Origin of the sequence: Bradyrhizobium sp. 23, from assembly GCF_023073295.1 — a bacterium.
Classification (GTDB): Bacteria; Pseudomonadota; Alphaproteobacteria; order Rhizobiales; family Xanthobacteraceae; genus Bradyrhizobium; species Bradyrhizobium canariense_D.
The window spans coordinates 21,107-40,547 of the sequence record NZ_JADPJF010000096.1; the positions used below are offsets into that span (position 1 = coordinate 21,107).

At 60.1% G+C, this 19,441-nt stretch carries 18 protein-coding genes and 1 pseudogene; 18 read left to right on the forward strand and 1 reads right to left on the reverse strand.

Going from position 1 to position 19,441, the window contains the following annotated elements; translation table 11 throughout:
• The first annotated feature begins 945 nt into the window (after positions 1 to 945).
• From IVB32_RS22925 to IVB32_RS22950, 6 genes and pseudogenes are all read left to right on the forward strand, one after another.
• On the forward strand, positions 946 to 1,215 hold the full coding sequence (locus IVB32_RS22925) for a DUF3363 domain-containing protein (RefSeq protein ID WP_247411509.1): 270 nt from the start codon (positions 946 to 948) through the stop codon (positions 1,213 to 1,215).
• A complete protein-coding gene (locus IVB32_RS22930; RefSeq protein ID WP_247411512.1) occupies positions 1,136 to 1,534 on the forward strand; it encodes a DUF3363 domain-containing protein in 399 nt (132 codons plus the stop codon). Before IVB32_RS22925 ends, IVB32_RS22930 begins: the two co-directional genes overlap by 80 nt.
• Positions 1,535 to 1,659: 125 nt before the next feature.
• A pseudogene (locus IVB32_RS22935) lies at positions 1,660 to 2,790 on the forward strand (type IV secretory system conjugative DNA transfer family protein); the annotation flags it as partial.
• A 522-nt stretch (positions 2,791 to 3,312) separates the two neighbouring features.
• Entirely contained in the window at positions 3,313 to 3,651 is a 339-nt protein-coding gene (locus IVB32_RS22940; RefSeq protein ID WP_247411516.1) for a hypothetical protein, read from the forward strand.
• Positions 3,648 to 4,286, forward strand: coding sequence for an SDR family oxidoreductase (locus IVB32_RS22945; protein WP_247411518.1), 639 nt, complete (start codon positions 3,648 to 3,650; stop codon positions 4,284 to 4,286). The genes IVB32_RS22940 and IVB32_RS22945 overlap by 4 nt, the downstream gene beginning before the upstream one ends.
• Positions 4,287 to 4,354: 68 nt before the next feature.
• Positions 4,355 to 5,350, forward strand: coding sequence for a nitrilase-related carbon-nitrogen hydrolase (locus IVB32_RS22950; RefSeq protein ID WP_247289279.1), 996 nt, complete (start codon positions 4,355 to 4,357; stop codon positions 5,348 to 5,350).
• Positions 5,351 to 6,472: 1,122 nt separating this feature from the next.
• On the opposite strand, the gene IVB32_RS22955 is transcribed toward IVB32_RS22950, so the two are convergent.
• Positions 6,473 to 6,685, reverse strand: coding sequence for a hypothetical protein (locus IVB32_RS22955; protein WP_247411520.1), 213 nt, complete (start codon positions 6,683 to 6,685; stop codon positions 6,473 to 6,475).
• Between the two features lie 902 nt (positions 6,686 to 7,587).
• Here IVB32_RS22955 and IVB32_RS22960 point away from each other — a divergent pair.
• From IVB32_RS22960 to trbL, 12 genes are all read left to right on the forward strand, one after another.
• On the forward strand, positions 7,588 to 8,250 hold the full coding sequence (locus IVB32_RS22960; protein ID WP_247411522.1) for a hypothetical protein: 663 nt from the start codon (positions 7,588 to 7,590) through the stop codon (positions 8,248 to 8,250).
• Between the two features lie 103 nt (positions 8,251 to 8,353).
• The gene (locus tag IVB32_RS22965) at positions 8,354 to 9,649 is read left to right on the forward strand and encodes an MFS transporter (RefSeq protein ID WP_346731107.1); all 1,296 of its coding nucleotides are present in this window, start codon (positions 8,354 to 8,356) and stop codon (positions 9,647 to 9,649) included.
• Between the two features lie 214 nt (positions 9,650 to 9,863).
• Complete coding sequence (locus tag IVB32_RS22970; RefSeq protein WP_247411523.1) at positions 9,864 to 11,078, forward strand: TlpA disulfide reductase family protein; 1,215 nt, start codon at positions 9,864 to 9,866, stop codon at positions 11,076 to 11,078.
• Between the two features lie 195 nt (positions 11,079 to 11,273).
• On the forward strand, positions 11,274 to 11,615 hold the full coding sequence (locus IVB32_RS22975; protein ID WP_247411524.1) for a hypothetical protein: 342 nt from the start codon (positions 11,274 to 11,276) through the stop codon (positions 11,613 to 11,615).
• Positions 11,615 to 12,910 (forward strand): C4-dicarboxylate transporter DctA, encoded by a 1,296-nt coding sequence (gene dctA, locus IVB32_RS22980; protein ID WP_247296874.1) that lies wholly within the window; start codon positions 11,615 to 11,617, stop codon positions 12,908 to 12,910. Before IVB32_RS22975 ends, dctA begins: the two co-directional genes overlap by 1 nt.
• Before the next feature lie 573 nt (positions 12,911 to 13,483).
• Positions 13,484 to 14,404 carry a P-type conjugative transfer ATPase TrbB gene (trbB, locus tag IVB32_RS22985; RefSeq protein ID WP_247411525.1) on the forward strand — a complete coding sequence of 307 codons (921 nt, stop codon included), beginning with the start codon at positions 13,484 to 13,486 and terminating at the stop codon, positions 14,402 to 14,404.
• Positions 14,401 to 14,727 carry a TrbC/VirB2 family protein gene (locus tag IVB32_RS22990; protein ID WP_247338342.1) on the forward strand — a complete coding sequence of 109 codons (327 nt, stop codon included), beginning with the start codon at positions 14,401 to 14,403 and terminating at the stop codon, positions 14,725 to 14,727. Before trbB ends, IVB32_RS22990 begins: the two co-directional genes overlap by 4 nt.
• Entirely contained in the window at positions 14,727 to 14,990 is a 264-nt protein-coding gene (locus IVB32_RS22995) for a VirB3 family type IV secretion system protein (protein WP_247289291.1), read from the forward strand. The genes IVB32_RS22990 and IVB32_RS22995 overlap by 1 nt, the downstream gene beginning before the upstream one ends.
• Before the next feature lie 9 nt (positions 14,991 to 14,999).
• The gene (trbE, locus tag IVB32_RS23000) at positions 15,000 to 17,435 is read left to right on the forward strand and encodes a conjugal transfer protein TrbE (protein ID WP_247289293.1); all 2,436 of its coding nucleotides are present in this window, start codon (positions 15,000 to 15,002) and stop codon (positions 17,433 to 17,435) included.
• Complete coding sequence (gene trbJ, locus IVB32_RS23005) at positions 17,432 to 18,166, forward strand: P-type conjugative transfer protein TrbJ (protein WP_247411526.1); 735 nt, start codon at positions 17,432 to 17,434, stop codon at positions 18,164 to 18,166. The genes trbE and trbJ overlap by 4 nt, the downstream gene beginning before the upstream one ends.
• 2 nt (positions 18,167 to 18,168) lie before the next feature.
• On the forward strand, positions 18,169 to 18,540 hold the full coding sequence (trbK-alt, locus tag IVB32_RS23010; protein WP_247411527.1) for a putative entry exclusion protein TrbK-alt: 372 nt from the start codon (positions 18,169 to 18,171) through the stop codon (positions 18,538 to 18,540).
• Between the two features lie 3 nt (positions 18,541 to 18,543).
• A partial coding sequence (gene trbL, locus IVB32_RS23015; RefSeq protein WP_247411528.1) for a P-type conjugative transfer protein TrbL occupies positions 18,544 to 19,441 on the forward strand: 898 nt, incomplete at its 3' end.

The window sequence follows — 19,441 nt, forward strand, 5'->3', positions numbered from 1 at the left end:
TGAGAGAAAGTGTATGGATTTCAATGATCGACTAAACATTGCGGCGACTCGGAGCAAAGTTCAGCTTTCCCCAAGGCGCTGTTCTTACACGGCTTTCGATGCCTTGCGGCGGCCGGAATGACGCGCGAGGATGATCTTCGGACCCGTCCCGGCCGTATCCGCTCCACGCGCGCGCCCCGGACAAAGCCGTTTGTGGCGCAGGTACTCACAGCCGCTCAGAAGGCCGGCGGCCTCTCGCGAGGCAAGGATGGCCGTGGCGGAAAGTTTGGACGCGGCCGCGCCGCGAGCATCGCTGCGGCACGGCTCAACGCCAGCGGCCGCGGTGCTATGGTCAAGGCGCGGGTGGTGCGGCGGATGCGTTCGCCGGGCGCGTTGCGCGCCCATATCGGTTACCTGCAGCGCGACGGAATCACACGAGACGGCGCTCAGGGCAAACTATTCCACGCCGAGGCGGATGATGCGGACGGTTGCGCCTTCGTCAGGCGTTGCGAAGGTGACCGCCATCATTTTAGGTTCATTGTCTCGCCTGATGATGCGGGTGAATTTGCCAGCCTGCGTAGCTTCAGTCGGGAGCTGATGGACCAAGCCTCGCGCGACCCTGGCACACGGCTTGACTGGTGGCGGTCGACCACTCGAATACAGAGGATCCGCACATTCACATCCTCGTGCGGGGCCGTACCGATGATGGTGCCGACCTCATCATCAGTCGCGGGTATTTCGCTATGGGCTTGCGCGCCGGCGCCAGCGACCTTGTCATGCGCGAACTTGGCCCTCGTTCGGAGCTCGAGACTCGCCAGAGCCTTGAGGCGGACACGACAGCCGAACGCTGGACCACACTCGATCGGACGCTTGCCCGGGAAGCGGGGACGGCGGACGGCGTTATCAATTTGAGGTCCGAGCGGGATCTGCCGGGCGCGATCCATTGCGGGAAAGCGGATCGGGCGCATGCGGACGCTCGCGCGGCGCGGTTTGGCGAAACCTGCGGGCCCCGCCGTCCGGGTTCTGGCCCCCGATGCGGAGGCGAGCTTGCGCGCGCTGGGCGAGCGCGGTGACATCATCAAGCCGCTGCACAAAGCCCTCACGCGGGACGGCGCCAGCCGCACCCCCGCATCCTGGGCACTGGAGGGCGAAACTCATGGCGGACCAATCGTTGGCCGTCTCATCGGGCGCGGGCTTGATGAAGGGCACAGCCTTTGCCGTTGTCGACGGGATTGACGGGCGTGTGCATCACGTGAAGCTTCCTGCTGTCGAGGCGGCCGGCGATGGGCCGATCGGTGGGATCGTGGAACTGCGCCTGTTTGCGGACACCCCTGGTCGAACACGGATTGCGCTCGCGGTTCGCTCGGAGCTCTTTCTGGACCAGCAGGTCGCGGCGGATGGAGCAACGTGGCTAGACCGGCAGCTCGTCGCGCGAGATCCTGCCGAGCTCTCGCGCATTGCGTTTGGCGCCGAGGTCCGTGCGCACTTGAACGGCGCATCGATGTTTTGGCCGACCAAGGACCCGCCCGGCGCGATGGCAACAAGGTCCGGCTAAGCCGCAACGTGATCGAAAGCCTCCGCGACCGCGAACTCGACGTCGTTACACGACGGCTCATGGAGCAAGCGGGGCTTCCGCACTTATCATCTGATGTAGGTGAGCAGATCTGAGGGGACTATCGTGGACGTCTGTCAGTGGCGTCCGCACGCTTCGCGATGATCGAGAACGGCCGCGGCTTTCAGCTTGTGCCCTGGTCGCCTTCGCTCGAGCGGGAGTGGCCGCGTTCGGTGATCGTCCACGAAATCAAGCGCGAGAATTTCCAGTTGACCTCGGGATGGCGCGCGCGCCTTGGAGATGTAATCTTATTCGACCGACAAACACGGCAAGCGCCGCCTACAACTTGGGAAGTACGAGAAGCGCAAAATGTCTGCATATCCTGGTTGATCCCGAAGGGGCGCTCGAGCGCCGCAACCATTGGGAAAAACCAGCCATTCTCTGCTCGTCGGCGCTATCCTGCATGTCCTCTACGCTGAAGCTGACAAGACACTTGCCGGGGCTCAACTTGGTGATCGCGTTCATCCCGTCGTCGCTTCAGCAGCGCGAGAGCTGCTCAACAAGAGCGAGAACGAGCGGTCGGGCGTGCTGTCGACCACAATGAGCTTCTTGGGCCTTTATCGCGATCCGGTCGTTGCTAAGGTCACCGCGCGGAGCGATTGGCGCATTCTCGATCTCGTCGACAAACCGCAGCCCGTTTCACTCTATCTCGTCGTGCCGCCATCCGACATCGTCCACACAAAATTCCTGATGTGGCTCATCCTCAATCAGATCGGACGGCGCCTGACCGAGAGCCAGGATCCCGACCGGCGCCGTCAAAAGCTCCTCCTGATGCTCCACGAGTCATGCAGCTCTGGGCCGCCTCGATTTGTTCGAGAGCCAGCTTGCCTTCATGGCCGGCTATGGCATTCGCAGTTTCCTGATCACTCAGAGCTTGAACCAGTTAGAACGCGCCTATGGACCGAACCACGCGACCTCGACAATCGTCACATCCGGATAGCCGTCTCCACAATGACGAGCGCACCGCTAAGCGCGTCTCGGATGCGCTGGGGACCGCGACCGAACTGCGCGCCATGAAAAACTATGCCGGGCATCGCATAAGCCCCCTGGCTTGGACACTTGATGGTGTGAGCCGCCAAGAAACGTCCTGTCCTCTCCTGACGCCTGGCGAAGTCATGCAGCTCTCATCGAAAGAGGCGATTGTGATGGTGTCGGGCCTCCACCCGCTGCGTGCCACCAAGGTTCGTTATCACGAGGACCCGATAACGACAGGGCCAAATCGAACGGACCGAGCGCCTTAGATCGGGACCGACGGCAGATATCTGAGGGCTGGGAGGCCGCATGACATGAATGCTGAAATCTGAAGCGAGTTGAGACGAGGTACGGCCTGCATTCGAGCTGCCGCTCGATGGGGTAACGCTGCTTGCTTGAGCAAGCGGAAGCCTCTCCAGAGTTCCGGAAGCTTTTCTCAAAAGTTGGCCTACTAGTTTTTGCGGATTGCATCGCAGGGCCTCTGTGTTAGCAATCCACCTTGCACGGTCTTAGTCTGCGAAATCCTGTCGAAAATGCGAGAACTTGCACTGCCCCAAACTTCAGCAGACTGGTGTAACGTTATCCGTTTACGTCAGATTGCAATGAGGCAACCCCTGAGACCGCCTGCAATATGTTTCCACAATTCCAGAGGAACGGAACTACATCGTCCACTTTCGGTGGAAGGACAACTGGAGAAGCACATTGGCTTGGAGCCGTTGAATGAGACCCAATCCCGCCGGATGGCGATGATGGCCAAGCATCCTCACACCAAGATCAATCTGATCAGCTCGATGGCCTCGCGACAAGACGGCGTTACGCAAGCAGAGTTGCGCAAGGCCACAGGATGGAAGCTTGTCCCGATGCCCCTGATCGCGAAGCGGTGCAAGATGAAGCTGATTACCAAACGTGAGAAGGGCAGCGTCACTCGCAAAAACGGTAAGATCGCGAGCAAGAGCGGCCACTTCACGACGTACTACATGATGGCGCATGATTTGACTACGGCAGTTGCCGACGCGACTACCGACACAGTGGGCAGAAAGCCCTATCCGTCAATGCATAAGCCAAGTGATGCGGAAAACGCGTCATGAGCCAAAGTCCTGCAGGGAATCGCGAAGCTATCCCGACAGCGAGGCTCGGCTATTTTTCGCGCCGGCTATCCCCCTTCGGAGGAAAGCGCGAAACTGTTATAGCCCATTTCGATGCCAATGCCGAAATCGCGAAACTCGGCTCGCTCGCGCAAACAACTCAGCAGAGCGTTGACGTCTTCGTCAATTTCCCATTCTATTTCAATACTCACAAGGCGCTGCCTCTCGCGCGCAACCCGAGCGAGATCGTCTTCACGGCTTCTTCGTCCAATCAGGTCGGAATCGCGGGAACATCGGTTGTGTCGGCATCCAAGGCCGAACTGTGCCACTTGACGCGAGCCCTTGGCACCCAACTGATCCGCCGAAGCGCTCGGATAAACGCCGAGAGCTCGGGCGTCACCGAAAGTCCGCTGTTTAGAAACATCGGCATTTTCGAGACCAGCGTGCAAGACCGCGGAACGGTCCCGCTGGAGCAGATAGCCGCGAAACACTTCGGTAAGCCACGGAAGATCGCGGCGCGTGAGCTTCCTCGCTTTGGGCGACGCATCCTACATCACCGGCATCGACGTGGCTGTCGATGGCAGACGCACACAGCCTTGAGCCCAACAAGCCCCCATGGGCTCGGAGAGCCCCCGTGAGAGTCATCCGTCATCCTCTACACCAGTTGCAGTGCAACGCGGATACTCACAATGTGCAGAAGAACAGAATGAGAAAAATCATTAAGGCAGCCGCCGTACAGATCAGCCCCGTGTTGTACAGCCGAGAGGGGACAGTCGAGAAGATCACCAGAAAGATTCGCGAATTGGGCAAAAAGGGGGTGCGTTTCGCCACGTTTCCCGAGACCATCATTCCCTACTACCCGTATTTCTCGTTCGTCCAGCCGCCCTTCACGCTTGCCAAGGAGCATCAGAGGCTGCTTGAGCAGTCCCTTACGGTACCCTCTGCGGAGACGCATGCGATCGGTGATGCGGCCAAGGACGCCCAAATGGTCGTTTCGGTCGGCGCCAATGAGCGGGACGGAGGATCGATCTATAACACTCAGCTCCTGTTCGATGCGGACGGCACGCTGATCCAGCGTCGCCGCAAGATCACCCCCACCTATCATGAGCGGATGGTCTGGGGCCAAGGCGACGGTGCCGGCCTTCGCGCCGTAGACAGCGCCGTTGGCCGGATCGGCCAGCTTGCGTGCTGGGAACATTATCTCCCGCTGGCAAGATACGCCTTGATTGCCGATGGCGAGCAGATCCACTCCGCGATGTACCCCGGCTCAATCTTCGGCCCTCTTTTCTCCCAGCAAACGGAAGTGAGCACCCGACAGCATGCCCTTGAATCGGCCTGCTTCGTCGTCAGCGCAACCGCATGGCTCAACGCCGACCAACAAGCCCAAATTGCCAATGACACGGGCGCTGCTATCGCCCCGATTTCCGGCGGTTGCTTCACGGCTATCGTTGCCCCCGATGGTCAATTGATAGGCGAGCCCCTGAAGGAAGGTGAAGGAGAGGTGATTGCCGATCTCGACTTCATCGAAATCGACGGGCGCAAGAGAGTGATGGATGCAAGCGGTCACTACAGTCGCCCTGAACTGATCAGCCTCCTGATCGACCGAACACCTTCTTCGCACGTCCATGAACGGACTATTCCTCCGAGGAGCGTGGCGACTGCCGGCCTTCATCGCGAGGACCGTGCTGCGGACGCCTCTTGACATTTTTTGGTCCTCCCCGCCCGAGCCGGAGATGGCGCATCCCCGCTTCGACCCGAACGGCCGGAGATCAGGTAATCGCCCGAGAGTCACGTGCGCAAAGAGAAAGAGCTTGTTTGCAGCAGGGCCATGCGGGCCGCTTGGCATGATCCAGACCGATTCTCTATTGGAGAAATGACTAGCTGCGGAGCCTCGCCAATGACCTTCAGCCTACAGCGCACCCGGTCACTGCAGCGGCAAGTTCGCTTCAGGTGTTCGAAAAGTTACGCTGACCGCCGCGCCCATCCTTGCCGCGCCCCGCCTTGAGATCTGGATGTTGCCTCGATGAGGACCCGCTCATGTTGGGAGCCTACATCGTCAGCTCGAGACGGCTCGTCACGGCAGGTCTTTCCGAGTGGCGCCAAACGGCGGACAGATCAGGTCCAGGCGATCCCCGCCGGGGAAGCTGGCGGCTGAAGGTGAACGCGCACTCAAGCTATGTGATCTCCATGCAACGGCAATCCTGCGCAACACGAGCGCCCATTCGGGTTAGGAATTTTATGGAGGACGACAAAAACCAGATTACTCGCCGAGAAGGTGCCCACGGTTGCGCTCAACGATCCGGACCCAGCCCGCGGCTCGAGAAATGGGCCAAAGAGTACGAAAAGCTGTGTCCTGGACCCGGCCTCCAGATGCGATGAAAATTCATAACTGCCGCCGCACGGTGCTCTGCGGCGCTGGCACGCTCTCAGTAAACAACCGCACTTTCAGGGCGCAGTATCCAGGCCTATGCTGGCGGGATGGAGCAATCAGTACTTTTCAGGTGCCCGCGCAGACGGGCATGAACGTGCAGCAACTGCTGACGGGACTGGAGCAGATCGGTCCCGATACTCATCTACCGGTCGTTTGGCCGGCATGCTCCTCGGTCCATTTGGTGAATGCCTCCACCGGCAAGCTGTGACCACAGTGCTTCTGAAGTGCGGTGAGGGCAGTCGACGGGTGCCATCCGGCATGCTCACTCCGGTTTGGGTGCGCATCCTTTCCGGCGTAGTTCGCGTACCATCCCTGGAAAATCCAGCGCCTTAGAGGGGTGATGCTTGCTGCCGCTGCAGGCGTCGCAGTCGCCCTCGCTGCCGGCGCTCTTCCTCAAGCTTCGGCACCATCAGAAATGGTGCTTACGGCTGGCACGGTGCGGTGCAGCGGCAGCGTGCGTTGAAGATTGCGGCTGGCCGGCGAAGGTTTCCCCAGCTTAGCATCGTATTTCTCGGGCAGCACCAGAATCCGCTTTCGCGTGAACGGATCGGCCTGATCAGCCATCGTGGGCCCGCTCTGCAAGCTCCTGTAGAACTCGACATCCATGATGTGCCCTCACTCAACGCCACCAGGATTTGCACTTAAGTACATCGGGCGGGCGAACAGGGGGGCCTTTCGCAGAATGTTCTGCAACGAGGCTGTAGCAGCCGATTTGGCGCAAGTAAGCTCGCCGTCGGCAGGGGCAATTCACATTTCAGTCCTCCACCGATCCGGAAGCGACGCCCCGGGGTGCGGGCGGACCCATGAATCGCGTGGCTGGCGAGGACCGGCACAACGAGCGCTACGTCTGTAGCCATAACGAGGGGGACCCGCTGCGCGATCCACCCGCCTGCCAGCGGGACCGACAGTTCCCCTGAGGCCTCCTGACAGGTGAGTGGTCGCACCGGGCCTGCTGATACGTTTGAACAGCCGTAGGACGGGCTCGACGTGCGGCACGCGAACGGGTGTAAGTCCTATCGCACGCTGGTGATGCATGCCGGAAATCGGGCGAGGCGCGGGTGTATTTGGTCGCCGCATGAGCTGGTGCGCTTCTTACGAGGCGCATCACCGCACAGGGAATAAGGCCGGTGCGTCCGCGCGGTTCGTTCGCGACCTCGAGGGCGCGAGGGCGCATCTAGATTGCGCCTGCGCCTCGTTTTGGATCGGCAACTTTGTCGATTTGACGTAAGGGTGCACGCACCGTCCCCGAAATCGCGCGTCTATCGGCGACCTGCTGTCTAGAGGCACAAGAGGCTACGCCGTCTGGCGCTGGTCTTTAGGAATCCGCCCTTTCTTTCTTTCGGTACGCCAGGCTGCGACCAGAATGTCCCCGCGGTTGAAGCGGCATGCGGTCTCGGCCCTTTTGTCGTGCGTCATCGCAGGGCGATTCATCTGTTTCGACCAAACATCCAGACCACGCGCGAGCAAGCGCAGGCGGTGTGCGGTCGCAGAAAGAAGGAAGCTGGAGTATGCAGATTAGCGGCGGGCGCCGGGAAGAACCGAGCTCAAGTCGGAATGAAGCTGAGGTGGACGCGCAGCCGAGTCCAAGCGAAGCTCAGCAGACCAGAAAGATAACAATTCAACTTTCTGAGTGCATTTTCCAGCGACTCGAAGCCGCGACTGACCGCCCTGGTATGGGCAAGAGCGTCGTCGTCGAGGCGGCACTTGAGCGCTTCCTGGATCCGGCGCCGCGTATAGAGGGGCTGGTTTACGAGGCGATCGAGCGAACGAATAAGCAGGTGCTCAGTCTGCGGACGGACATTGCGGTGATCGCGGAAACAGTGGCTCTCCATGTGCGATACCACCTCACGCTGACGCCGCCGATGCCGCGGTCCAAGCAGGACGAGGCGTGCGTACTGGGCCTCGAGCGCTTCAAGGCTTTTGCCGAGCAGGTCGATCGTCGCGTACGGTTTGGCCGGCCCTTGCTGCAGGAGGCAATTGATAGCTCGGGAAGTTCCAGCCGATCCGGGCCTGAATTGGGCGGCGGAGCGTCACGCGCCGTTCCACGAGCGCCAGTTGAAGAAGAAACCCACTGCGTGGCCGTCGTAGGTGAAAACTCAAACGCGGGTGCTGTCGCCGAGGAGGGCGGCAGCAATATCCACTTTCGACAGCTGCCAAACGCCTTGTGTTAAAGCCAGTGGCCGCGTTTTGAGCGACACGCGCAGCGATGCCGCTGGGCTGAGATCAGGCGAGAAGCCGGTCAACCGGGGTTGGAGCTGGCGGATCATCTCTTGCGTGTTCCTTCCCTTTGCAGCGGGATGTTATCTTTCCTACCTGTTTCGGATGATCAACACGCTCATTTGTGACCGCCTCGCCTCTGAATTGGAGCTTGGTACGGCCGATTTGGGGCTGTTGGGCTCGATCTACTTTCTAGTCCTTACCGGCAGCCAGATTCCGATGGGCATGCTCTTGGATCGCTTCGGTCCGCGCCGAGTCCAGGGTGCGCTCTTGCTGCTGGCTGCCGCAGGCGCTGCGCTTTTCGGACTATCGAATGGATTTCTGTCGCTTCTGATTGCTCGCGCGATGATAGCATTAGGTACCGCAGCTTCCCTCATGTCTGGCCTGAAAACAGTCGTGCTCTGGTTTCCGAGAGAGCGCGTGGCGCTCATCAACGGCTGTATGATCATGCTGGGTGCACTGGGCGCGGTAACGGCAACCGCACCAGCCGAGGCATTGCTTAACTGGATAGGCTGGCGCGGTCTATTTGAGGTGCTTGCCGCATCCAGCGCCTCCGCGGCCGCTTCGATCTATTTTTTGGTTCCAGAGCATGAGGCAACTGCGAAGAGCCCTCCAGGGACAGTCAGCCTGAAGACCGTCTATACGGATGGGCGGTTCTGGAGAATTGCGCCGATTTCTTCAACATGTATCGGGTCCGCGTGGGCCCTGCAGTCCTTGTGGGCAGCGTCCTGGCTGAGCGATGTGGAAGGGTTGGATCGAACAAGCCTTGTCACTCGATTGCTCGCAATGGCGATAGCCCTAAGCATTGGCGCATTGCTGCTCAGCGTGGTCGCCGATTCACTGCGCCGGCATGGCAAGAACATTGAAACGTTGCTCTCAATCGTAGCTGCTGTGTTCATTGCAGCCGAACTCGCGCTGATATTGCATCCGCCATTCCCGTCGCTACCGTCGTGGATCGTTGTGGCGGTGGTCGGATCAGCAATCGTCCTCAGCTACGCGATCATCGGAGATTACTTTCCGGCCCAACTGATCGCGCGCGCAAACGGCGTGCTCAACGTTCTGCATTTCGGGTGGGCTTTCCTCGTCCAGTACGGGACGGGGTTAATTCTCGAGCAATGGCCGGTAAAGGACGGACACTACCCCTCAATCGCGTATCAGACGGCGTTCAGTATGAATGTTGTGCTGCAGCTGGTCGCACTAGTCTGGTTCATCGCCCCTTGGTTCAAATGGTTGAATTGGAAATCTGAGATCGCCGTCAAGCGCAAGTCGACGGGCCAAAGCAGGTCAGTTCACGTCATGATCCCGAGCGCCGAAATGGTTATCCTGGAAACCGATCATGATGTGGAGTGGTGAACTCGGCCTTCTGCCTGACTTCCCGCCTCTTCGGTCTGCGTTAAGGAGGTCCGGCCGACTGATTGCCTAAGAAGCTCCAAACAGCTGGTCGGATATGCGACATGCGTCGCAAGGTCGACAGGAATGATACGAAAAATGCGTAATATGAATGAGCGCTGGCTGGCATGCGACTTGCTGTTGTTTTCCACAGAGCCAGGTAAAGCGAATTTGAGCAATGACCAGTGTGACTGAGAGCGCAAGTCAAGTCGGTGCGGAGAATGTGCTGAGAGTCGGTTCGCCGGCTCCCTCCATCAAAGTTGAGGACTGGCTCCGTGGCCAACCCCTTACAAAGTTCGAGCCTGGGAAAGTATACATCATCGAGTTTTGGGCGACGTGGTGCGGACCATGTATCGCCTCGATGCCGAATTTGGTGACCCTGCAAAGCAAATACAGGAGCAACGGAGTTGAGGTGGTGGGCATCGCGGCTCACGAACAAGCTTCGACGGCAGATGAAGCGCGAGCCAGCTTGGACGCTTGGTTGACGAAGAGCTTGCCAGATCTGAACTTCGCGATCGCATTCGACTACTCCGGCGAAATGAACAAGCTTTGGATGGATCCCAGCTTTTCTGTCGGGATTCCCTCGTCATTCGTGGTCGATCGTGACGGCCGCTTCGCCTTTATCGGCCATCCGACGCAACTCGATAACTTGTTGCCAAAAGTTCTGAACGGCTCCTGGGCAGTGAGCGACGAAGCCAAAGCCCTGGATGCGGAGAGGATAACCACGGGCAGACGCAGAAAGCGCGAACTATCGCAGAAGCGAGCGCTGGTGGAACCGATCTTTGCCAGACTTGAAGCCGCCATGAATAGTAAGGATTGGGCGGCAGCCCTTTCAGGGGTTGAGGAGGCACTCGCTGCGATGCCGGACGATGTCACCATCCGTGGGCTTCATGCGGAATTGTTGCTTCACAAGATACGCGACATGCGGGCCGGCTTGGCGGTATTGCGCCAATTGGTTCGCGATGCGATCGACAAGAAATCTGTGGTTTGGATGAGCGTGGCCATCCGCCAACTCTTCGACCCCGCGAAAGACTACTCCGGTTTCCCACACACCGAGCGCTTTGCCATGGGCAGGGACCTCTCCGAACACATCCTCGCGGCGAATCCGCCCCAAGGCAGCGAGGGCGCGAAGTTCCTCTCGTACGGGGCGGTCGCTCGGTACTATTACGAGACCGGTAACAGGGATCGCGCGATCGAATTGGTCGAGGTGGCGCTGAAATGGCTGGATGCAGCGCCTGCCTCCGATGTAGCGAAACGGGATCTCGTGCAGTGCTCCCTCCAGGCCTTGGCGAGCTACAGGAGTGAGAAGCTCTGTTACGAGGAGTGTTGTTCGGCACCGCAAAACACAGCTCCCGAAAAGGCGGAACCGGGATCGCCAATGGAGGCAGCGTGAGCAATGCTACTGGCTATGTCTTCTCGGCCCTTGTGGTTTTCGATCGAAGTTGATGCCTTTGGGAATGTCCGGGCATTCACCTGAAGCCAGGATAGGACGAGTGAGGGGTGAACGCAGGCGCGCCGCACCACCACAAGTTCTTTACGGTGAATGTCTCTTCAACGTACGGTCGCGGTCCGGCGCGATACGGCGAGAATGCCTCAGGTGAAGAGTGGTCGCCGGCTGCTAAGGGTGGCGGCATTTAACATGCTGGTGGCATCTTCGAACAACCAAAAAAGATTGAAATGGGTGGTGACGCTGATGCATTCGAACTCTCAAGGAAGCTTTCTCAAGTTTTTACCGCTGGTTTCAGAAGGGATTCAGGACTTTGTTTCGCGTTGGCCGCAAGCCCATTCGGGAGAGGCGGCAACCGGTGGCAACGGACGGGGTTTTTTAAAGCGGTCAGTGCGCTGTGCGCGCCGCGCTAAGGGAGCACTGAGCGAAGCCGTGCCTTCATTGTCACTCCGCTTTGGTACCACGGCGCCGGGTCGAGCGTGATGTACAATCACCGCCAGCGCCGCTCTGTTAAAGCCGCCGCCCTGTTCCAGCCATCTGGCCCCTGGTACAATGTTCTTTATATCCAGGTACTCATCGCGATCCTGATTGGCGTTCTCGTTGGCTGGTTGTGGCCTTCTGTGGGGACGAACAGCTGGGTCAAAGCGCTTGGTGACGGATTCATCAAGCTGATCAAAATGGTGATCGCGCCGATCATCTTCTGCACTGTTGTGTCCGGAATTGCGCATGTTCAGGATGCACGAAAGGTCGGCCGAGTCGGCGTCAAGGCGCTGCTTTACTTCGAGATCGTGTCAACCTTCGCGCTGATCCTGGGTCTCGTGATGGGCAATCTCGTTCAGGCCGGTCATGGGCTTGCTCCCAGGGCTGACGCCGCGGCGGTAGCCAACTACGTCAAAAGAGCGGAAGGGCAGAAGGCGGTCGATTTTCTCCTCAATATTATTCCGGATAGCGTAGTTGGCGCTCTGGCCCGAGGCGACGTGCTACAGGTGCTGCTGTTTGCCATCCTATTCGGGTTCTCGCTGATGGCGCTTGGCCAGCGGGGTGAGCGGATGCGCAGTCTGGTCGACGATGCTGCACACGCGGTGTTTGGCGTCATTAGGATCGTAATGAAGGCAGCGCCAATCGGGGCGTTCGGCGCTATGGCCTACACTATCGGCGAATTCGGACCGTCCGCGCTCGGTAAACTCATCGGCTTGGTTGCTCTGTTCTATGTGACAGCCGGGCTCTTCGTGATCATTGTGCTTGGCCTGGTCGCGCGCTTGGTCGGTTTTTCTATTCTAAAGTTCATCTTCTACATCAAGGATGAGCTGTTGATCGTGCTCGGAACATCGTCGTCCGAAAGCGCGCTGCCGCAGTTGATGGAAAAACTCGAACGGCTGGGCTGTTCCAAGCCGGTCGTGGGCCTGGTGGTGCCGACAGGATACTCTTTCAATTTGGATGGGACCAACATTTACATGACGTTGGCGACCTTGTTCATCGCGCAGGCGCTCGGGGTCGATCTCGACTTCGCCCAGCAGCTCACGATACTCGTTGTGGCGATGCTCACCTCGAAGGGCGCAAGTGGTGTTACCGGTGCCGGGTTCGTCACCCTGGCCGCAACGTTGACCGTGGTCAGTCCTGACCTCGTCCCGGGCATTGCGATCGTATTCTCGATAGACAAGTTCATGAGCGAGGTGCGCGCGCTTACCAACATCATCGGGAACGGTATTGCGGCGGTGTTTGTGTCGTGGTGGGAAGGTGAACTCGACCATGTCTCGCTACACGCGCAGCTCAAGTAGATCTGCGATTTCAGCTCGGCCATTGCGGACTAGAATCACTGTTTGAATGCCTGCATTCTGCGTCGGCAATCGTCGTGCAGTACTGGACCACCCTGATTCCAGGGAGAATGGTGCAGGGTCATGCTACGCTCACGGTGGTGCACCAGACCAGCGTCGGCATTGGTGCCTGCTGCAGCCCGCCGGCTGATGTGGTTCATTATCCCACGTTTGAGCTTCCTCAAAAACTGGGAACTCAATCGTGCCCACGCGAGGGAGCGACATTGGTTCAGGAGAAGCAATGGAGGCTGAGCAAACACCGCGGCCGGGAAAGGCGTAAAAATAGTAAGCTCAGGACCATTGCTCATTGCTGATTTCTCGCCTCGCGGTGGAGGGGCCGGGGCGTCAAGCCGGCGCTCTTTTCAAATGTTCCTTTCTCTACGCTAGACTACGAACAGGATATTCCCTTCGTTGCGGTAACACGCGACCTATCTTTTATTTGCCTTCAGATGAGGGCGCGAAAGCGGCCTCAGCAGCTTGGGGCAAATCGTGGCGATCCATTCTTTTGATTCAGAAGCGAACTTGCGCGGAGCGCGTATGCTGCGTACCGCGTTGGGGCCCGCCATCGCAGGGTTTTTGGAAGATCCGGCAATCGTCGAGGTGATGCTCAATCCCGACGGCCGGCTGTGGATCGACCGACTGTCGAGCGGCCTTACAGACACCGGAGAGAGCCTTTCGGCAGCGGATGGCGAACGAATCGTCCGCCTGGTCGCGCACTATGTAGGAGCAGAAGTTCATCCCGGCTCGCCCCGGATTTCGGCTGAGCTGCCGGAAAAGGGGGAACGTTTCGAAGGATTGCTGCCGCCGGTTGTTGCCGCGCCGACCTTTGCCATCCGCAAACCGGCGATCGCCGTGTTTGGCCTCGACGAGTATGTCGCCGCGGACATTATGAACGCGAGCCAAGCGAGCGCGCTTCGCAACGCGGTCGCCGCACGGAAGAACATCTTGGTCGCCGGCGGCACCTCGACCGGCAAGACCACGCTGACAAATGCGCTGCTTGCCGAGGTTGCCAAAGGTTCGGACCGCGTCGTTCTCATCGAAGATACCCGGGAGCTTCAGTGCAGGGCACCAAATTTGGTGGCGCTGCGGACCAAGGACGGCGTGATCTCGCTCTCCGATCTTGTGCGCTCCTCTCTTCGCCTGCGCCCTGATCGCATTCCGATCGGCGAGGTCCGTGGGGCCGAAGCGCTGGATCTTTTGAAAGCCTGGGGCACAGGACATCCCGGCGGCATCGGAACGATACACGCCGGGACCTCGCTTGGCGCGCTGCGCCGGCTCGAGCAGCTGATCCAGGAAGCCGTCATCACCGTCCCGCGCGCCCTGATTGCAGAAACCATCAACGTCATAGCCGTTCTCTCTGGCCGTGGCGGCGAACGGCGGTTGAGCGAACTCGCCAGCGTCGACGGCCTTGGATCATCGGGCGACTACAGCCTTTCGAACATCGGAGATCAGTCATGACCACACGATCGTCTCTCGGGCGCGGCTTCATCTCAATTGTGGCGTTCGCCAGCCTTGCCCTAGCCAGCGCGCCGGCCTGGGCCGCCGGCTCGAACATGCCTTGGGAGCAGCCGCTGAACCAGATCCTGCAATCGGTCGAAGGTCCGGTCGCAAAGATCATTGCGGTCATCATCATCATCGTGACCGGGCTGTCGCTCGCCTTTGGCGACACCTCGGGTGGTTTCCGGCGGCTAGTCCAGATCGTGTTCGGCCTGTCGATCGCATTCGCCGCATCGAGCTTCTTCCTTTCGTTCTTCTCATTCGGCGGCGGAGTGGTGATCTGATGGACGAGCCAGTCCCGGAATTTGTGGCTCCCGTCCACCGCGCGCTCACCGAACCGATCCTGATGGGCGGCGCGCCGCGCGCGGTTGCTATCCTCAACGGCACACTGGCTGCCGCACTCGGTCTCGGCCTGCGCATGTGGCTGGCCGGCCTTCTCCTCGCTTTCGTGGGTCACATGGCTGCGGTCTGGGCCGCAAAGCGCGATCCGGAATTCGTGGAAGTCGTGCGCCGGCATGTTCGCGTTCCCGCTCACCTCAGAACCTGAAGTCGTCCCATGATGAATCTTGCCGAATACCGCCGTTCAAGCACACGTCTTGCCGACTTCCTGCCCTGGGCTGCCCTGGTCGATGAAGGGATCATTCTCAATAAGGATGGATCGTTTCAGCGAACGGCCCGGTTCAGAGGGCCGGATCTCGACAGCTCCGTGCCGGCCGAGCTCGTTGCCGTCGCAGGCCGCCTCAACAATGCACTCCGTCGTCTCGGATCCGGGTGGGCCGTGTTCGTCGAGGCGCAGCGGCATTCGGCCGGACGCTATCCGCCGGATACATTCCCGGACGTCGCCTCGGCGCTGGTGGATGCGGAGCGGAAGGCGCAATTCGAGGAAGCCGGCAGTCATTACGAGTCGAGCTACTACCTGACTTTCCTTTATTTGCCTCCGGCAGAGAGTGCGGCCGCAGCAGAGCGCCTGCTGTACGAGGGCAGCCAGCGCGCTGCGGGAGCCGATGCACGCGAGCTGCTCGCCGGCTTTAGTGACCGGACCAGCCGCGTGCTGCAGCTGGTCGAGGGTTTCATGCCGGAATGCCGTTGGCTTGATAACGAGCAAACGCTGACCTACCTGCATTCGACGGTCTCGACCAAACGGCACCGGGTGCGCGTGCCAGAAATCCCGATGTATCTCGATGCGTTGCTAGCCGATCAATCGCTGGTAGGCGGACTTGAACCCATGCTGGGCGACGCGCATCTGCGCGTTCTGACGCTCGTGGGGTTTCCGACTGCGACCACGCCCGGGATTCTCGACGAGCTGAACCGGCTGGCATTCCCGTACCGCTGGTCGACGCGCGCGATCATGCTCGACAAGACAGATGCCACAAAGCTGCTCACCAGGATCAGGCGTCAATGGTTTGCCAAGCGCAAGTCGATCGCCTCGATCCTGAAGGAGGTGATGACGAACGAGGCCTCCGCGCTTTTGGATACCGATGCCCACAACAAGGCGATGGATGCGGACAGTGCGCTCCAGGAATTGGGTTCGGATCAGATCGGCCAGGTCTTCGTCACGGCAACGGTCACGGTCTGGGACAGGGATCCGCGCGCAGCCGACGAAAAGCTCCGCCTCGCCGAAAAGGTTATCCAGGGCCGAGACTTCACCTGCATGGCCGAGACGGTCAATGCCGTCGAAGCCTGGCTCGGCAGCCTGCCGGGACAAACGTATGCAAACGTCCGCCAGCCGCCGGTCTCGACCCTGAACCTCGCCCATATGATCCCGCTATCTGCGGTATGGGCCGGAGAGGTGAGGGATCACCACTTCAAGGCTCCCCCATTGTTCTTCGGCAAGACTGAAGGTTCCACGCCATTCCGGTTTTCTCTGCATGTCGGAGATGTCGGCCACACGCTGGTCATCGGACCGACGGGCGCCGGCAAGTCGGTCCTGCTGGCGCTCATGGCGCTGCAGTTCCGCCGCTACAGCGCGGCGCAGATCATTGCGTTTGACTTCGGCGGCTCGATCCGCGCATCGGCCATCGCCATGGGCGGCGACTGGCATGATCTCGGCGGCGCGCTCGATCCGTCAGAACTCGTCGCCCTCCAGCCGCTCGCGCGCATCGACGATCTCGGCGAGCGAGGCTGGGCATCCGACTGGATCGCATCGATCCTGTCGCGCGAGCGGATCGAGGTCACGCCTGAGACTAAGGATCATGTCTGGTCGGCGTTGACCTCGCTCGCCTCGGCGCCGGTTGCCGAGCGGACGCTGACTGGGCTCTCCGTTCTCCTGCAATCCAACGCTCTCAAGCGCGCGCTGCAGCCCTACTGCCTCGGGGGGCCATACGCGCGGTTGCTGGACGGCGAGCACGAAACGCTCGGTGAAGCCTCCGTCCAGGTGTTCGAGACCGAGGGATTGATTGGGACCTCTGTCGCGCCCGCAGTTCTGGCGTATCTGTTTCACCGGATTGAGGACCGCTTAGACGGCCGTCCGACACTGCTCATCATCGACGAAGGCTGGCTCGCGCTCGATGATGCCGATTTTGCCGGCAAGCTCCGCGAATGGCTCAAAACGCTTCGCAAGAAGAACGCCTCCGTCGTTTTTGCGACCCAGTCGCTCGCCGATGTCGACGGCTCCAAAATCGCGCCTGCCATCATTGAGAGCTGCCCGACCCGGATCCTGTTGCCAAACGATCGCGCCGTCGAGCCGCAGATCATGGCGATTTACCGGCGCTTTGGGCTGAACGACCGCCAGACCGAGATCCTCGCCCGCGCCACCCCCAAGCGACACTACTACTGCCAATCTCGACGCGGCAACCGCCTGTTCGAGCTCGGACTTGGCGAAATCGCCCTCGCCTTCGTGGCCGCCTCGTCCAAAGCCGACCAGGCTCTCGTCGACCGGGTGCTTGCCGAGCACGGAAGGGACGAGTTCGTGACCGGTTGGCTCATGGCGCGCGACCTCGGCTGGGCCTGCAATCTCATTCCGCAGCTCGCCCAACAAGGAGCGCTCTCATGAACTGGATCCGGCCGATTCTGGCGGCAAGCATCATCGCCATGATCATGATCCAAGCGCCCGGCAGAGCAAAGGCGCAGTGGATCGTTTTCGATCCCAACAACTACGTTCAGAATGTGCTGACCGCCGCGCGTGAGCTGCAGCAGATCAACAACCAGATCACCTCGCTGCAGAACGAAGCGCAGATGCTGATCAATCAGGCGAAGAACCTGGCCAGCCTGCCTTATTCGTCGTTACAACAGCTCGAGCAATCGATTCAGCGCACCCAGCAGCTACTCTCGCAGGCACAGCGAATTGCCTATGATGTCGAGCAGGTCGATCGCGCGTTTTCCACCACCTATGCGCCGGCATCGGTCAGCATGTCCAATGGGCTCCTTGTCGGGAATGCGCAGACGCGTTGGCAGAACTCCGTTGCCGGGCTGCAGGACGCCATGCGGCTCCAAGCGAGTGTTGTCCGCAATCTCGACACCAACCGCACCCAAATGTCCGCCCTGGTGACGGCGAGCCAGGGCGCATCGGGTGCGCTTCAGGCAAGTCAGGCCGGCAACCAGCTCCTTGCGTTGCAAGCTCAGCAGCTTGCGGACCTTACGGCTACTGTCGCGTCGCAAGGTCGTGCGCAAACGCTCGAGTCTGCCCAGCGCGCAGCTGCGCAGGATCAGGGCAGGGAGCAACTGCGGCGCTTTCTTAGCCAGGGGCAGGGCTACCAACCAACAACCGTGCAGATGTTTCACTGATCATGAAGAAACGACTTGAACGACTGCCCGCCGCGGCAGCCCTTGGTCTTGCTGTCCTGGTGGTTGGCGTCTGCGCCATTCGGTTGCCTGAGGACAGGAGCGCGACCCAATCTTGCGTCTATCTCGCCTCAAAATCCGATGCGACCGCAGCAAAGCTCGAGCAATGCCGCACCGTCACCTACGAGCAGAAAGAGGCTCTTCTCGAATGCCAGAAGATCTGGGCCGAGCAGCGCAGGCAGTTCTTGGCAGGAAGTAGATCGACAGGTGATCCGGACAGCCGGACAGGCGGCGCGCCATTCCTCTCTCCTGTCCCGCGCAAGGACGAAAGTCGCCTCCCGTCCGGTTTTCCCTCCATTCCAAGCCAAAGCGAGTGACCCATGGGTGGTACCTCCGTCATCGATCAATTCCTGGAAACCTTCACCCGCTACATCGATTCCGGGTTTGGCCTCGTCGGAGGCGAAGTGGGGTATCTCGCCACGACGCTGGCGGCGATCGACCTCACGCTCGCGGGCCTGTTCTGGTCCTTTGGCACTGATGAGGAGATTCTTGCCCGGCTGGTCAAGAAGACATTGTTTGTCGGCGTCTTTGCCTATCTGATCAGCAATTGGAACAGCCTTGCGCGCATCGTCTTCGAGAGCTTTGCAGGCCTTGGGCTAAAAGCCTCAGGCACAAGCCTGTCGTCGACAGATTTTCTGCGGCCGGGCCGGATCGCCCAAGTTGGCCTTGATGCCGGCCGACCCATCCTCGACTCGATCTCGGGGCTCATGGGTTACGTCAGCTTCTTCGAGAATTTCGTGCAGATCGTGGTCCTGCTGTTCGCCTGGATCGTGGTGCTGTTGGCCTTCTTTATTCTCGCGATCCAGCTTTTCGTCACGCTTGTCGAGTTCAAACTGACGACACTTGCCGGCTTCGTGCTGATCCCCTTTGGCCTCTTCGGCAAGACGGCCTTTGCGGCCGAGCGAGTGCTGGGCAACGTAATCTCTTCCGGCGTCAAGGTCCTGGTCCTGGCCGTCATTGTCGGCATCGGATCGACCTTGTTCTCGCAGTTCACGGCAGGCTTCGGCGGCAACCAGCCGACCATCGAGAATGCGATGGCGCTGGTGCTCGGTGCGCTCACACTTCTGGGGCTCGGGATTTTCGGGCCCGGTATTGCCAACGGCATCGTCTCCGGAGGTCCGCAGCTTGGCGCCGGAAGCGCTGTCGGGACAGGCCTCGCCGTCGGTGGCGTTGTTGCGGCTGGCGCAGGTCTCGCCGCCGGCGCCGCCGGTCTCGCCG